Source organism: Microcystis sp. LE19-41.2A (assembly GCF_027530405.1).
Lineage (GTDB): Bacteria > Cyanobacteriota > Cyanobacteriia > Cyanobacteriales > Microcystaceae > Microcystis > Microcystis aeruginosa.
Map to the genome: position 1 here is coordinate 1 of NZ_JAPZQJ010000500.1, position 16,092 is coordinate 16,092.

Here is a 16,092-nt window from a genome sequence, read left to right on the forward strand (position 1 = left end):
TTTCTCGGTTGGTGAGAGAGAGTCTATCTTTCTCTAAAAAAATGGAGAATCACGTTGGGGAGCCCTTTGGTATTTTATCCATGACTACAATGCACACCTGGCAAAGGATTAAGCCGCCATCACTACTACCGAATCACCACCAAAAATTTTAGCTTCGAGCAATTTTCTGGAAATGTCAAAAATATACTTTTTGACATTTGAAGTTTTGATATGGTAAAGTAAGGGAGCATCTCACATTTGCATTAAGCATAAATGCTTAATGAGGTAAATAAAAAAGTTAAAAAATAGAATCATGGGTGCAGGGCTAATAAATATGTGCAAAATAGCCGAAAAAGTTTCATCGATTACAGGCATCGATATATTGACAGATGTATCTAAGAGTAAAATCAGCACAGGAACAGCGTTATTATGAAGGTCACATTTTTAAGCCCAAAAAAAAGAGAAATATTAGTCATTTTACTAGCTTTTATTTTTGTGCTAAGCATTTACCTAATTGGCATAAGACAAAGCTCTAAAAGTACAGCTCATGAGAGACAAAACCAAACTCTGGAAATTTCCCGACAAATTTATGAAAATGGATTACTTTCTTTTTGGCAGCCGAAAGCTAATTTTGCCAATATTTACGCCCCACAGTATCCTCCATCACAATCCTATACCGTGATTCGTTTTGAATTTCCTTTCCATGGAGTATTGGGGTATTTATTTTCAAAAATTTTTGGATTTCACGGTTGGATTTATACAACTATATCCTTGCTTTTTTCTTTAATAACTATCGTATTTTCTTTGCTTTTCTTTCGTCTATTTAATGGATTTTATGCATCATCTTTTGGTTTATTGCTTTTAGTTTTATCCCCATTATTTTTACACTTTGGTCAGGTGGCCATGCCCGATATTGTAGCTTTAACCGGTCTAGTGACTAGCTTATACTTTGCTGGTTATACGGCCAATCGTGCTTCAACAATAGCTAATGACAGATGGACTTGGATTGGATTTTTGACATCAGCTATACTTTTCGCTGTTATCGGTGTGCTGGGGAAACCCAACCTAATCCCCTATGGATTACCTGTAGCTTTGCTGGCCATTAAGTCTTTCCGGCAAAGAAAAACAAAATTTATAGCGTTTTGCCTATATTGGTTAATCGCGGTTATGGCCTTGGCCTTGTGGAACTTACTTATTTACTTAGACCCACCTGGTAGCTGGAATATTTTGAAGGCATCTGCCGCTCAAGCACCATTGCTAAATTTGTTGCTGAGTCCAAGTTTTTACATTAAAACTATAAGTTGGGCTACTCTTTTTGGCCTTGGTATTCCTGGAATAGTTTTCCTGTTTCCAGCTATTCCAGTAGTTTTCAGAGAGCGACGCTATCGCCTCTGGGTTCCGTCGGCTTTATTCAGTATAGGATTCGTTTATTTAAGTCAAAGAACTTATATGATTAGGGAGCCACAATATACACTTATTGTTTTATTTTGGCTCATCTTTATTGCTGTTATTGGAATTAATGAGTTGACTATAAAAGGCTCAAAAATTTTATCTTCAAAAATTTTTCTAGTAGTTTTCATGATTCACCTGCTCATGGTAACTTGGGGAACCTTATATTTAAAGGCGGATAAACTTCCCAACTCCGGTTCTCTTGTATCTATTGGTAATTTAATACCTCTACAGGCAAAAATAGTACAAATATCTCCATCCTATGGAGCAACTCCAACTTATTTTTTGAATCGTCAAACGGCTTTGTTTATGTCTAATGATAAAGAACCTATCCTAGAACTCAAGGATTACCAAGCTTTAGGTTATAACTATTTAATGTTTTTTGACTATTCTCTAAGTGCTAATTCATTTTCAGATATCGTTCAACAAAAACGGATTACTGTTGTAGCAAAATCCCTGGCTCCTCAAATTTATAATTATGCACAAAAACATTTTGATAAAGTCTTTGAATTAGATGGGGTTACTCTGTTTAAGATGGTAGATAACAATGAATCTCTATAACCCGCTGCTTGAAGAAATTATTTATGCTTTTCAATATCCTAAAATTTTATCTCTGTTGAGTGAAATTACCGGAATACCTCAATTATTACCTGATGAATATTTGTATGCTGGTGGAATTAGCTTGATGGATCGAGGGTGCTTCCTTAATCCTCACATAGATAATTCCCATGATAAAGACAGAAAGAATTACAGAGTTCTCAATTTACTGTATTATGTAACACCAGATTGGCAAGAGGGTTATGGAGGCAATTTAGAACTGTGGGATAATGGATTAAAATCTCCTCAGAGGACAATTTGGAGCAAATTTAACAGGCTAGTAATTATGAAGACGGACAAAAGTTCATATCATTCTGTTAATCCGGTTATATATAATGGTTCGAGATGTTGTGTATCCAACTATTATTTCTCTCCCGTATCACCCGAAAGTGAAGATTATTTTCATGTCACCTCTTTTCGAGGGCGACCCGAACAAAAACTTCGAGACTTGTGGCTACAAGCTGACATAGCTATCCGTAATAATATCCGCAAGGTTTTTCCCCAAGGAATTGTTAAACCTTGGCACAGGTACAAGAAGTAAATATATTATCCCTAATGTTTAACTTTATTGGTTCTTCCGAACCTGGGGGGAAAGATGTAAAAAATAAAATCCCTGAAGTGTTTGCTGGACAAAGGATTGAGACATCTAAAGGATCATTTGAGCAACTTTTGCTATGATCTAGTCATAAAGAAACTTTCAGCAATCTCCTTCATGGTAAGTTCGGTAAAACCACTGTATTCCTCCAGAATTATGCAACTTACGGCCTCCCTTGTCCTTTACAAAAATGACCCAGAGATAGTTACTCAAGCAATTAAATCTCTGTTCAGCACACCAATAGAAATTAATTTATCAGTAGTAGATAATTCTCCCACTGATGAACTAAAAAAAATATTCGATAATTTTCAGGAATACGATATAGATTATTACTTCAATAATGGTAATAACGTTGGTTTTGGTCAAGGACATAACCTAGCTATTACTAGGGCTAAAAATTATGATTATCATTTAGTTATCAATCCAGATGTTTATTTTGATAATAATGTAATCACTGAACTTATTCACTACCTCGATAAACATCAAGAGGTGGGATTGATTACTCCAAAAATATCTTACCCTAATGGGGACATCCAATACCTTTGTAAGCGTCAACCCACAGTTTTGACCTTATTTATTAGACGTTTTATACCAAACAAAATGCAATTTCTTTTCAAAAAGAGATTGGACTGGTATGAAATGAGAGATATTAGCTATAACCAGATAATAGAAGTACCGATTATTAGTGGATGTTTTATGCTATTTAACAGAAAATATTTAGATGATATTGGCTATTTTGATAAAAATATGTTTATGTATTTTGAAGATTATGATTTAACCCTTAGAATGTCTAAAAAATATAAAACCATACTTTATCCCCATGTGAATATTTATCATCATTGGGCAAGAGGAGCGCACAACTCTACTAAACTGGCTATAGTTTTTGCTCAATCGGCTGTGTATTTTTTTAATAAACATGGTTGGAGACTTTACTAAACTTAATTGAATAATTAATAATGAAAAACGTTTTAGTTACAGGTTCTACCGGCTTTATTGGCAGCCACTTACTGCCAACTTTACACCAACATAACTACCAAATAACAGCTGCAATTCGCCAGAAATTTGAGTTTCCTGCATCCCTGTCAATTAAGGCTATTCAGGTGGGTGAAATTAATGATATAACCGATTGGCAAGAAGCATTGCTAGGCATTGATACCGTTATTCATCTAGCAGGACGCGCTCATATCCTTCATGAGACTATATCCAATCCAGAAGCAGCATTTATAAAAGTTAACACTAAGGGGACTATTAACCTAGTTAAGCAGTCGCTAAAAGCGGGAGTTAAGCACTTTATTTTTGTCAGTTCTATTCATGCTATGGCTGCCGAAAGTGATAATATTCTTAACGAAAATTCTCCCTGTCATCCTGATAGTCCCTATGGTCGTAGTAAACTACAAGCGGAACAAGCTTTAATTAACCTTGCCAAAGATAGTGACATGACTTGGACAATCCTTCGTCCTACTCTAGTTTACGGACTAGGCAATCGCGCTAATATGGAGCGCTTGATGAAACTAATTAAACGGGGATTACCTTTACCTTTTGGTGCGATCAAAAATCGTCGTAGTTTTGTCTTTGTGGGTAACTTAGTTGATGCCATTATTACCTGTTTAGATCATCCTAATGCGGTTAATCAAATCTTTTTAATTAGCGATAACCAAAATGTTTCTACTCCCCAATTAATTCGTCTCATTGCTCAACGAATTCAACAACCCTGTCAATTGCTGCCCGTCCCCACTACCCTACTTAGATTCTTAGGTTATCTGGGTGATACCATAGAATCCATAACAGGGAAAAATCTCCCTTTTAACAGCTATAATATCGATCGCTTGCTTGGTTCTCTTGCCGTTGACTCTAGCTATATTCAAAAAACCCTAGATTGGCAACCTCCCTTTACTTTAGAGCAAGGATTAGCTCGAACCATTCAGCCAGAAAATTAGTGATCAGCTTGTCAAAAAGACTTCATAATTCAAGTTCCGCTTTGACAAAATCGGCAGTTTTATAGAGAGAAAACCCCACTTTAGCGGCTATCATCTGCATAGCGCGGTTATCCCTTAAAATTTCCCCTTCAATTCCCTCTAATCCTTCCTTTTTGCCAATAGTGACTAAACGCTGTAGTAACTCTGTACCAATTCCTTGACCTTGATAGTCATCCCTAACTAATAGGTCAAATTCCGCCACATTAACGCCGTGCAGTTTATTTAAGCGTCCTATAGCGATAATTTCTGGCTCTTCCGTCTGATCGTTATTAATCTCTACCACTAAGCTCATTACTCGATCGTAGTCGATAAAACAAATGCGCGTAAGACGATCATAAGCGGTTTGGCGATCAAGATTGACAAGATGAAAATAACGATAATAAATAGTTTCTTCCGAGAGATAATGGTGAAATTGTCGCACTAAAGGCTCATCTGCTGCCTGAATTGGACGAATTAGCACTTTTAAGCCTCTTTTCGTCGTCCAAGGTTCTATATAATGTTCGGGATAGGGACGAATCGCCGGATGAGATAACTTTTCTGGGGGTGTAGTTGGAGGATGAAGAAGGATAGAAGCGGAAAGGGCGATTAATTGCTCTGAATCGGCAAAAAAGGGATTAATATCGATAGTTTTAATGCGAGGTTGTTCACTGACCAGGTGACTAAATTTAACGATTATTTGCTCTAAATTCGCTAAATTAAGCGATTTAATCCCATTTAGTCCCTGAAAAGCCCGATAAATCTTGGTTTTTTCTAAAAGTCGGCGCGCGAGATTAGTATTTAAAGGAGGTAGAGCGGTGGCGTAATCTTGAAAAATATCGACTAAACGGCCACCAGTACCAAAAATTATCACCGGTCCGCACTGATCATCGTAATTAGAGCCGATAATTAACTCATATCCTCGATCGATTTCTAACATCGGTTGAATAATCACTCCGAGAAAATGCTCCCCACCCACTTGTGCGCTAATATTAGCTTCGATCGCCTGATATGCTTGTACCACTGCCCTAGGGGAAAAAAGCGGCAATTGTACCCCACCCACCGCGCTTTTATGGATAATCGTCCTCGAATGCAGTTTCATCACCACGGGATAACCGAGAGATTCAGCGAGATTAACTGCTTCTGCGGCACTTTCAGCAATTTTAGTGACAATAACAGGGATTCCATAAGCTTTGAGTATATCTAAAGACTCTGGCTCACTGAGAATTGTTCTATCCCCTGCTTGCTCGATAATCTGGCTAACTAAAACTCGATCGGAGCCATTTTCCTGAGAATTGGTTAAAATTGGCGTTTGATAAAGACCGCGCAGATTCTCCTCATATTTCCAGAGCAAATTAAACACCCGGGCCGCCGAATCGGGATAGCGATAGGTGGGGATACCCTGCTGATTTAATAACGCTACTCCCTCTGCAATGCCCTCTCCCCCCATCAAACTTGCTAAAATGGGTTTTTTGCTATTTTGAGCGATTGAAGCGATTCTATGAGCAATTTCTCGCAGATCAGTGTTAAAGCGAGGCGAGAGAATCATCAACACCGCGTCGGTATGTGCATCCGCTAAAGCGATCTCTAGGGCGCGAGCGTAGCTATCGGGATCGCTGCTGCGACGCAGATCGATAGGATTTTGGGGGACAATATCCGCGGGAACAAGAGGAGCTAGTTTTTCGATCGTTGCGGGGGTAAGGGTTGCCAGTTGTCCATCTTCCGCCAGTAAAGCCGAGGCCGCTAAAAGAGCGGGAGCCACACCATTGCTGATGATTGTCAAGCGTTTTCCCCGGGGAAATCGGGGAATTTTCGCTAAAACTTGCGTGATATTCAAGAGATCGGCCAGTCTTTGTACTTCCACGATGCCACAACGAGCAAAGGCAGCGGAGAGAGTTAGCTGATCGCTGGTCAATTTGCCAGCATGGGAAAGAGAAGTGGGGTCAAAGTCGGTACTGTGGCGACTAATGGCGATAATTGGTTTATTTAGGGCAACTTCTCGGGCCGAGGACAGAAAAGAGCGGGCATTATTCAGGGATTCCAGGTAGATAACGATGCTTTTGGTTTGGGGATCGTCTCCCAAATAATAGAGTAATTCGCCCCAATCCACATCTAAAAGGACTCCGAGGGAGATAAAGTGACTAAAACCGACATTTTCGCTTAAACTCCAATCAAGCATGGCAGCAGCGATCGCCCCACTTTGACTAATCAGGGCAATTGAACCAGTTTTCGGCAGGATGGGGGAAAAGGTGGCGTTAAGATTTTGGCTTATATTGCAGATTCCTGAGCTATGGGGACCGATGATGCGTAATTTTTGACCAGCGATCGCTTTAATTTCCCTAAGTAAATTTTCCCCCATCTGTCCAGTTTCCCGAAAACCCGTGGAGAGAATCAGGGCGCATTTAACCTGTTTTTCGACAGATTGGGCGATAATAGCGGGAATTTCGGGAGCGGGGGCGGTGATAATTACCAGATCGATCGCCGCCTGGATATCTGGTAAACTGCTATAGCTGGGAAGATCGAGCCAGTTTTCGGGGTGAGGATTAACTAGATAAAGACGGTGCTGACCGGGATTATGATGGAGATTATTTAAAAGAGTGCGATCGAGTTGGGGATTTTGGCGATTAAATCCCACCACAGCGATGTTTTTTGGCTCAAAAAAGGCTCTTATGGTTTGATGTTCGCCACCACGAGGCTCTAAGATGGAATTTAACATAAGTAAGCTAGGAGGCATTTAAACTGGGTATTGTTAAGTGAGCTAAAAAAGCAGCTAACCCCTACTGTTCCAGTGTTCCGGTGTTCCAGCTTTCCCTGATCGATCTAAACCAATTTTAGCTGTTTAATCAGGGTTTGATCGGTGTAATTAATTTTGTCTAGGTAGGGTTGGCTGAATAAATCTAAAAACTTGGTTGGATAAGGTTTTCAGACTTTTTTTCCCTCAAAAAGTGCCGACCATTGGAGTGATGGGGGGAAAATTTTAGGGACTTTTTCCCTGAAAATTAGGTAATTGACCTCCTCAAAATCGGTAAAACCCTACACCCCACACCCCACACCCTGCCACCAGGAAAAACTTTTTCACCAAACCCTAGGCAGCGATCGGCAATAAAACAGCCCTAGCCGATGAACATTTTCCCCAAGAGATCTAGTAAACTAACTGATGCTGTAAATATTTAGAGACAGACGATGGAACTGGAATATCCCGAGGATTTGAGATACCTAGAAACCCACGAATACGTCAGACTCGAAGGTGAAATCGCTACCTTGGGAATTAGTGCTTTTGCCGTCGATCAATTGGGTGATATCGTGTTTCTAGAATTGCCCGAATTGGGAGAGGCGCTGGAAGTAGGTAGTAGTTTCGGCACGATCGAATCGGTAAAAGCGGTAGAAGATCTTTATCCTCCCGTCTCGGGAACCGTAGTTGATCGCAATCAAGCGATGATTGACTCCCCCGAATTAATTGCCGATGATCCCCACGGGGAGGGTTGGTTATTAAAAGTGCGGGTAGAAAATCCCGATACTGCCTTGGCTGATACCCTCTCCGCTAGTGAATACCGCGCCCAAGTAGCAGGGGAAAGTTAACTAATATTAACAACACGCAGCCAGACCCTCACACTATCATAGGCATAGAAAGAATTGAAAATCCAGGAAGCGATCGAGTCTTCCTGATTTTTGTCTCTAAATCGTGCTGAGACGAAATTCTTGCCCGAATCGAGTCAGGTTTCACTATTTACCCAATCTATGCTAAATCCTAATCTCGCGGCGATCGAACTTTCCAAAGAGGAGGTTCAACGCTACTCTCGACACATTATTCTGCCCGAAGTGGGCTTAGAAGGTCAAAAAAAACTAAAAGCCGCCAGTGTTCTCTGCATCGGCACCGGGGGACTCGGTTCCCCGCTTTTACTCTATCTAGCGGCGGCTGGCATCGGTAGAATCGGTATTGTTGACTTCGATATCGTCGATAGTTCCAATCTGCAACGTCAAATTATTCACGGCACTTCTTGGGTAGGTAAACCGAAAATTGTTTCCGCTAAGGACAGAATTCTAGAAATTAACCCCTATTGTCAGGTGGATTTGTACGAAACCCGCATAAGTTCCGAAAATGCCCTTGACATTTTAGCCCCCTATGATGTAGTCATCGACGGGACGGATAATTTCCCCACCCGTTATCTGACTAATGATGCTTGTGTTCTTCTCGACAAACCCAACGTCTATGGCTCAATTTTCCGCTTTGAAGGACAAGCAACCGTTTTTAACTACCAAGGCGGTCCCAACTACCGCGATCTCTATCCCGAACCGCCACCACCGGGGATGGTTCCCTCCTGTGCGGAAGGCGGTGTTTTAGGAGTTTTACCCGGAGTAATCGGCACAATTCAAGCCACAGAAGCCATTAAAATTATCCTCGGCGCACCGGATACCCTTAGTGGTCGTTTACTGCTTTACAATGCTTGGGAAATGAAATTCCGTGAGTTAAAATTGCGCCCGAATCCCATCCGTCCCGTCATTGAAAAATTAATTGATTACGAACAATTCTGCGGTATCCCGCAAGCGAAAGCACAAGAAGCGGCAGAACAGCAAAAAATGACAGAAATGACCGTAGTAGAGTTAAAAGCACTAATTGACAGCAATGCCAATGATTACATTCTCATCGATGTGCGTAATCCCAACGAGTACCAAATCGCTAATATCCCCAACTCGGTGCTAATTCCCCTACCCGATATCGAAAATGGTGCGGCAATTCCCAAAATTAAGGAATTAGTCAACGGTTATCGTCTTATCGCCCATTGTAAGATGGGGGGACGTTCCGCTAAAGCCCTCGCTATCCTCAAAGACGCAGGTATCGAAGGAATTAACGTCAAAGGTGGCATCAGCGCCTGGAGTCGCGAAGTCGATTCCACTGTACCAGAATACTAAATTTTGGCCCTTGGGTTTTGGGGTGTTAGGGTGTTAGGGTTTTGGGATATTAGTTGAATTTCCCCATTCCCTATCCCCCCATCTCCCTAGGGTTGATTCAAGGTAGGGTTGATTCATGAATCAACCCTACCCCATTCCCCATCCCCCCATCTCCCCTTCTCTGTGTTTCCTGTTCTCTCTGAATCTGTTAAGATCAAGGCCAGTTAGCCTTAAAATCCTCGGTGTGAGCGAACGATGAAAAACCATATTAAAAAAATTGCTAGTTGGAGCGCAATCGCTACTATTTCCCTTGGCTTAGTAGAAATGAACCGAGCAGCGATCGCATTTGGCAACAATAATCAATTCAGTGCCTGTATCAGTCAGATTGTCGGCACGGGAGTCAGTCCCGAAGATGCCGCCACCGCTTGTTCAGAAGCATTAATTCCTAAAGAATTATCCCGGTGTGTGGTGATGATTAAATCCAAAACCCCGATCGATGGTAATCTGGCCCTGCAAGCTTGTTTTCAAGTGCGTCGTCCTATTGACCTAGGTAATTGTGTAGTCGATATCCATCGCGCTGCCCCCTTATTTGCCACTAATTCCCTCAAACAAACCGAAACAGCCAAGGAACCTGATAAATTAGGGATTTCTAAACAGGTTTTAGATTCCTGTCGTCAAAGTTTATTACCCGGGCGCTTTTCCCAATGCGTTATCGCTGTCAGTCGTGATGTGGACAAAAATAATCCCTCCCAAGCTTTACAAACCTGTTTAAGTGCCGAGGATTTCCCCAGGGATCTATTCCCCAGTTATCCCCAAAATCAAGACCAGAGACCTTAATCAAGATTATTTGGCTCTCTTATTTTGGGAATATACGGAAGAACCAGAAAACGTTAAAGATTGAACCATCAATCAGACGAGTTCGGCGGCTTAGGAAAGGTACACTTAACCGTAATATTTAAATTACTTTTAGCGGTTCCTTTGGTAATATAAGGGATTCCTACCTCACCGCCGATTTCCACACCAAATTGTAAAGTGACTTCCTCAATGTTGGCAATGGCTAAATTGCGAAAAGCGTTTAAGGTATAAGTAGTGTAGGTACGAATTGTATCTTCAATTGTCTGAAAATTCTGTAAAATTTGCTGTTTATCTGGTACATTAATTACCCCTTTAGCAACTCTTCCCTCCGTTTTTAATGTCTCGGTCGGAATTTCCAGGTCATCGGTGGACTCTATATAAATTAGAGTGTTTTCGTCAATTTGGATCGGAGTTAGTCGAGTCATAAATAATGCAAAAATTGAAAATTAACTTTTTTCTTAACTATTTCTTGGCTCTCCCGTACTTGTGATGATAAGAAAAGGGGCTCTTCTGGTTTCTGTGTGGAAACGGGGTCTATACTGATAGAATATCAGCAAAATAGTCCTAAAAGTCTTGCCCAGTAAGCATTTCACGATTCCATAAGCAAAAATTATCACACAAAGTCGAGAAGAGCCGAAAAGGTCATCTAAGGGAGGGCCTATGCTTTCCTTGCAGTTTATCAAAAAACAACCTAACATAAAAAACATTTCCATCCCTTGCTGACTGTCTATGGCTCGCTACGCCCTCGTCATCGGCATTAACGATTACGATTTCCTGCCATCTTTGAGCAAACCCGCCCAAGATGCAGAAGCTGTTGCTCAATTCTTGGAGAATACCAAGACATTTGAGAATGTAGAACGCCTACCCAATCGCTGGATTGCCGCAGAAAAACGCTACGAAGTTGTTCCAGGAAAGGTGACGGGGAATGAAGTCTTGCAAGCCTTACAGCAAATCTTATCGGGAGAGCAGACCAAAAATCAAGAAGTCTTGATCTACTTTTCAGGACACGGGTTTCGCCTGATCAATCGCATCGGTGACGGGGAAGCCTATCTCGCCACCTCCGATAGCCAACCCGACGGCAAAAATGCCATTTCTTTAGACCGAGAACTCAATCCTTTATTACGGCGTTCTAGTTTGAGTAATCTGGTGGTAATGCTAGACTGTTGCCATGCGGGGGCGTTATTGCCCGAAAATCGGGGACTAGATCGCATTTTGCTAGAACCTAGCCTCTCAGCGTTTAAGGAGAAGCAAGATTACTACCTAATCGCCGCCTGTCGGTCAGAACAGGTAGCGTGGGAAGATGAGGAATACAGTTTGTTCACCGCCGCTTTACTGAAGGGATTGTCGCAAAAACAGGCTGACCCAGAAACGGGAGAAATTAGTGCCGATCGCCTGTTTGATTTCGTTTCGCGGGAATTGCGCGGGAAGGGTCAAGAACCGATTCGCATGGGAGTTGGGCGATCGCTAATTCTGGTCAACTATGGGGCGCAACCTCAAGTTAAAGAAGTGAACCCGTTACTAGATGAGAAGGGAGAATTGCGCTGTCCCTATCAAGGATTGCTGGCGTTTACTAAGAAGGAACGCCCATTTTTCTTCGGACGCAAGCGAGTGGTGGACGACATCAAATCTAAGCTGGATCGGCTAAATTTTGTCCCTCTGATTGGTGCTTCTGGAAGTGGTAAATCTTCGGTAGTTCTGGCGGGATTGATACCCTGGTTGGAAGAATTAGGATGGCAAATTCTCGAACCGATCAAGCCTGGATTTAAGCCGTTAACAATGTTGGAAAGCTTGCTGTTACCCTATTTTCGAGATGATCAACAATTGCTGGATGAATGTATCAATAATCAAGACAGCGAAGGCTTAAACCCGCTATTAGAGCTTTTTCCCCGCGAACACAAATTCTTGCTGGTGGTAGATCAATTTGAGGAATTATTCACTTTTGCTCTAGCGGAACAGCGCGATCGCTTTATTGAATTGATTACTCAAGTTGCCACAATTCCTGACTCTCCCCTGGCAGTTGTCGCTACCATGAGGGCGGATTTTATTGAACCCTGTTTGCGTTACGATGGGCTGCGACAACTGATTCAAAATAACGCCGAATACCTGCCAGATCTAAGGGGATTAGATTTGCTAGAAGCTATCACCGAACCAGCCAAACTGCAAGGCTATGAAGTTACTAATGATTTACTCAATAACATCCTTGAAGATATTCAACAAGAACCAGGATTTTTACCATTATTAGAGTTTGCTTTAACCCAGCTTTGGCAGAAACGAGATGAGGCAGAACATCGGCTGACTTTAGATACTTATGAGGCGATAGGTGGGATAGTAGGAGCGTTAAATTGTCAAGCTGATAAAGTCTATCAATATAGGGATTATGAAGAAGAAAAACCTGTAAAAGAGCGAACGGAAGCAGAGAAAACTTTAATCAAGCGAATTTTCTTGAATCTTCTGCAAATAGGAGATGGGGAAAAAGATACCAGATTGCGTCAATCAAAAGCCTTTATCTTGTCTTTAGCCGGAGATAATCAAGAAGGACAAAAAGTTTTAACAGAACTAATTGAAGGAAAACAAGGATTAGTAAAAGGTCGCCTTTTAGTAACGGGAAAAACTGAACGAGAAGAAGAAGCTTGGGTAGATTTAGCCCATGAAGCTTTAATTGAAAAGTGGGACAACCTGAATCTGTGGCGAACCGAAACTCGCCAGGGTAGAGAATTAGCGAAACAGGTGGATAAAGATGCCCAAAATTGGCAGAAAAATAACAAATCTCAGGATTATTTGTGGTCGGGTGACAAGTTAGCAGACGCGGAGAAAGTTCTGCAACAATATAAAGACACAGTGGAAACTACGGACTTGGCTCAAGAGTTTCTCCAAGCTAGTAGCCAGGAGGAGTTACGTTCTTACCTGAGAAGTCCAGATATTGATAATTTAGAGCGAGAGACATTAGAAAAAGAGGCAGTCCGTAAATTATTCCTCAATCAAGAAAGGCTATGGCAATTACTCACAGATGAGAAGGAAAAAGCACAGATAAGGCTGTCAGCTTCCTGGTTACTGAAGCAGTGGGGACAGGAGGTTCCTATCTGGACAGCAGAAGTTGATAAGCAAGGAAATATTGTCCTCTCAATCATCGCAGAAAACGACCTACCAAGCACAGTAATCGAACAGTTAGAAGGTGAAATAAGCCTAGAAATGGTGGAGATTCCTGGTGGTGAGTTTTGGATGGGTTCTTGTGAAGGAGAAGCAGGAGCATATCCAGATGAACTTCCGCAACACAAGGTCAAAATTTCTCCCTTTCTGATGGGCAAATATCTAGTAACGCAGGCGCAGTGGCGAGTAGTGGCTTCTATGCCTAAAATTGAACGGGATCTTAACCCAGAACCTTCCTACTATAAAGGGTATAGCCGCCGACCAGTGGAATGTATTAGTTGGTACGAAGCAGTGGAATTTTGTGAGAGACTATCCCATTGGTCTCAGCAAAAAGGGAAAGGCTATCAATACAGTTTACCCAGTGAAGCGGAGTGGGAATATGCCTGTAGGTCAGTTATCAGTTATCAGTTATCAGTTATCAGTGAAGAATTAAGCCAAAATCCGATTTATCCGCCTTATCATTTTGGGTGGAAAATTGACCCAGCTTTGGCAAATTATGCACAAACTGCTCTTGCAAGGACGACCACCGTAGGCAGGTTTCAAATCGCCAATGCCTTTGGACTTTATGATATGCACGGGAACGTCTTTGAATGGTGTTTAGATGATTGGCATGATCATTATGAAGGCGCACCAATAGATGGTCGGGCGTGGTTGAATGAGAATAATTCTCAATATAAGTTGCTGCGCGGCGGTTCGTGGGTCAGCAACCCAGACTACTGCCGTTGTGCCTTCCGCGACAGGCACCGTCCCGATCTTAGGATCAACTACCTCGGGCTGCGGGTAGTTGCGTCGTCGAGGACTTAGCTTTTCCCTTTTTTCTCTTTCACTTTTACCCTTTATCCTGTATTTTTTTCCCTTTTAAGCGAGCGTAGCGAGCGAAATTTTTTTTTGAAATTTGCTTGTGCCAAGGCTCTGGCTTGGTATATATAGTTGTTTTAAATAAGAATGAGATAAGACTCACCTAGCTCACTATTATTGTCAGTAAGCACTCCCGTAGGGGCGAAGCATTCGGGCAATAACCTATCGCTGAAACCGTAGATTTCTTATCCGAATGCTTCGCCCCTACAACCTCAAATACCAATTTAAATGATGAAAAGCTTATGTCTCAAACTTATTTGAAATGACTATAACATCTAGCCAGCAGACTACCTGAATAATTAGCGAGCAGGATGCTCGCATTCCCTTAAATCTAAGGCACTAAATTAGCTGTTTCAATCCAGTATTATGCTATACTTATTACAGGTATAAACTCGTAAATTGGAGGAAAAAGCCATCAATAATGATACCCACTCCCGAACAGATGCTTACTTGCATTAGAATGTGTCAAACCCTGTCTAACTTCTATACCGATATTCATCTATTTCGGTATGATGAAAATAGTAATGTGAGCATCTTGCTCACTAATGTGGAGTTTGAAGATGAATCATCAACCTGATTTTTACCAAATGTCTCGCCAGTTATAATAAAAATGCCAGCAAAAGATATTTATCATGATACCGTGAGAACTGCCTTAGACAAAGATGGCTGGACAATTACCCATGACCCCCTAATTATTCGCTGGGGAAAAAGAGATTTATATATTGACTTGGGAGCAGAAAAAATTATTGCCGCCGAAAAAGACAATCAAAAAATTGCCATTGAAATTAAAAGTTTTGTTGGCAAATCATCTATCGATGACTTAGAAAAAGCATTAGGACAATATATTTTATACTATGATTTATTGACAAAACTAAAATCTGAAAGAACTTTATATTTAGCAATTCATCAACAAGCTTTTGCCGATATTTTTGAAGATCCTATTGGTCAAGTTTTATTAGACAATAAACGATTAAAATTATTAATTTTTGACGAAATTGAGGAGGTTATTTTAAGATGGATAGTTTAGAAAAAATGAGAAAAATTATTATTGAATCTCTCCGTTATTATGCAAACTTGCGCTATGCTACTGGAGAGGTAAACCGCCTCCTCATTATTGACAAAGACTCTGATAACTATCTAATTCTCTTAGAAGGTTGGGATAACCGAGAAAGAGTACATGGCTGTTTACTGCATTTACAAATTATTAATGGTAAAATCTGGATACAACGAGACGGAACCGAAGACGGTATTGCCACTGATTTATTAGCCGCCGGTATTCCTAAAGAGCAAATTGTCCTTGCCTTTAAACCCGAACATATTCGACCCTATACTGAATTTGCTGTAAAATAAGCTATAGATTGACATCCTCGCCGCCGTAAAACGGACGGCGATTCCCAAACCTCACGATTTAGGTTTCTGCTTCTTTCCCTTGCGGGGTTCCGCACCTGCCTTAACAGATTTACTCTGTTCTGGTCTTATGGTCGCTCTACAGACTGACACCGCAAGCCCTGCGGCCAAAATGTTTTTACTGGCGTTAATATCTCGGTCATGGTGAGTCCCACAGTCTGGACAGTCCCATTCTCGAACATTTAACGGCATTTTATCAGCAATATACCCGCAATTACTACACCTTTTAGAGCTAGGAAACCATCTATCTATTTCGATGTAATTTCTCCCATACCAACGGCATTTATAGGCTAATTGTCGGGTGATTTCTCCCCAGCTTACATCAGATATTGCCTGAGATAATTTCGGGTTTTTGACCATATT

The 16,092-nt window shown here is 41.3% G+C and carries 14 protein-coding genes; 11 read left to right on the forward strand and 3 right to left on the reverse strand.

All coding sequences use genetic code 11. The features are described from left to right. Positions 1 to 408 precede the first annotated feature (408 nt). The 4 genes from O9290_RS20880 to O9290_RS20895 all read left to right on the forward strand — a co-directional run bounded on the left by O9290_RS20880 (position 409) and on the right by O9290_RS20895 (position 4,557). A complete protein-coding gene (locus tag O9290_RS20880) occupies positions 409 to 1,989 on the forward strand; it encodes a glycosyltransferase family protein (RefSeq protein WP_190356844.1) in 1,581 nt (526 codons plus the stop codon). Beyond that, the gene (locus O9290_RS20885) at positions 1,976 to 2,566 is read left to right on the forward strand and encodes a 2OG-Fe(II) oxygenase (protein ID WP_288058000.1); all 591 of its coding nucleotides are present in this window, start codon (positions 1,976 to 1,978) and stop codon (positions 2,564 to 2,566) included. Before O9290_RS20880 ends, O9290_RS20885 begins: the two co-directional genes overlap by 14 nt. Before the next feature lie 210 nt (positions 2,567 to 2,776). Continuing rightward, positions 2,777 to 3,556, forward strand: a complete 780-nt coding sequence (locus tag O9290_RS20890) for a glycosyltransferase (RefSeq protein ID WP_288057997.1) — start codon at positions 2,777 to 2,779, stop codon at positions 3,554 to 3,556. A 20-nt stretch (positions 3,557 to 3,576) separates the two neighbouring features. After that, the gene (locus O9290_RS20895) at positions 3,577 to 4,557 is read left to right on the forward strand and encodes an NAD-dependent epimerase/dehydratase family protein (RefSeq protein ID WP_288057995.1); all 981 of its coding nucleotides are present in this window, start codon (positions 3,577 to 3,579) and stop codon (positions 4,555 to 4,557) included. Positions 4,558 to 4,579: 22 nt separating this feature from the next. On the opposite strand, the gene O9290_RS20900 is transcribed toward O9290_RS20895, so the two are convergent. Next, entirely contained in the window at positions 4,580 to 7,288 is a 2,709-nt protein-coding gene (locus O9290_RS20900; protein WP_288057993.1) for a bifunctional acetate--CoA ligase family protein/GNAT family N-acetyltransferase, read from the reverse strand. Between the two features lie 467 nt (positions 7,289 to 7,755). Here O9290_RS20900 and gcvH point away from each other — a divergent pair, with 467 nt between their 5' ends. The 3 genes from gcvH to O9290_RS20915 all read left to right on the forward strand — a co-directional run bounded on the left by gcvH (position 7,756) and on the right by O9290_RS20915 (position 10,299). After that, the gene (gene gcvH / locus O9290_RS20905) at positions 7,756 to 8,151 is read left to right on the forward strand and encodes a glycine cleavage system protein GcvH (RefSeq protein WP_002737085.1); all 396 of its coding nucleotides are present in this window, start codon (positions 7,756 to 7,758) and stop codon (positions 8,149 to 8,151) included. 159 nt (positions 8,152 to 8,310) lie between these two features. After that, positions 8,311 to 9,483 (forward strand): molybdopterin-synthase adenylyltransferase MoeB, encoded by a 1,173-nt coding sequence (moeB, locus tag O9290_RS20910; RefSeq protein WP_012266195.1) that lies wholly within the window; start codon positions 8,311 to 8,313, stop codon positions 9,481 to 9,483. A gap of 234 nt (positions 9,484 to 9,717) precedes the next feature. Next, the gene (locus O9290_RS20915) at positions 9,718 to 10,299 is read left to right on the forward strand and encodes a hypothetical protein (RefSeq protein WP_288057991.1); all 582 of its coding nucleotides are present in this window, start codon (positions 9,718 to 9,720) and stop codon (positions 10,297 to 10,299) included. A 68-nt stretch (positions 10,300 to 10,367) separates the two neighbouring features. Here the strand turns inward: O9290_RS20915 and O9290_RS20920 are convergent, their stop codons facing one another. Continuing rightward, entirely contained in the window at positions 10,368 to 10,742 is a 375-nt protein-coding gene (locus O9290_RS20920) for a CU044_2847 family protein (RefSeq protein WP_016516358.1), read from the reverse strand. Between the two features lie 304 nt (positions 10,743 to 11,046). Here O9290_RS20920 and O9290_RS20925 point away from each other — a divergent pair, with 304 nt between their 5' ends. From O9290_RS20925 to O9290_RS20935, 4 genes are all read left to right on the forward strand, one after another. Then, positions 11,047 to 14,268: an nSTAND1 domain-containing NTPase gene (locus O9290_RS20925; RefSeq protein ID WP_288087507.1), complete on the forward strand. Its 3,222-nt coding sequence runs from the start codon at positions 11,047 to 11,049 to the stop codon at positions 14,266 to 14,268. Between the two features lie 475 nt (positions 14,269 to 14,743). Further along, positions 14,744 to 14,899: a DUF6888 family protein gene (locus tag O9290_RS28585; protein ID WP_002737946.1), complete on the forward strand. Its 156-nt coding sequence runs from the start codon at positions 14,744 to 14,746 to the stop codon at positions 14,897 to 14,899. A gap of 33 nt (positions 14,900 to 14,932) precedes the next feature. After that, positions 14,933 to 15,349, forward strand: a complete 417-nt coding sequence (locus O9290_RS20930) for an element excision factor XisH family protein (RefSeq protein WP_002773633.1) — start codon at positions 14,933 to 14,935, stop codon at positions 15,347 to 15,349. Beyond that, positions 15,337 to 15,672 (forward strand): XisI protein, encoded by a 336-nt coding sequence (locus O9290_RS20935; RefSeq protein WP_002736025.1) that lies wholly within the window; start codon positions 15,337 to 15,339, stop codon positions 15,670 to 15,672. The genes O9290_RS20930 and O9290_RS20935 overlap by 13 nt, the downstream gene beginning before the upstream one ends. A gap of 51 nt (positions 15,673 to 15,723) precedes the next feature. Here the strand turns inward: O9290_RS20935 and O9290_RS20940 are convergent. Then, a partial coding sequence (locus O9290_RS20940; RefSeq protein ID WP_288087509.1) for an RNA-guided endonuclease TnpB family protein occupies positions 15,724 to 16,092 on the reverse strand: 369 nt, incomplete at its 5' end.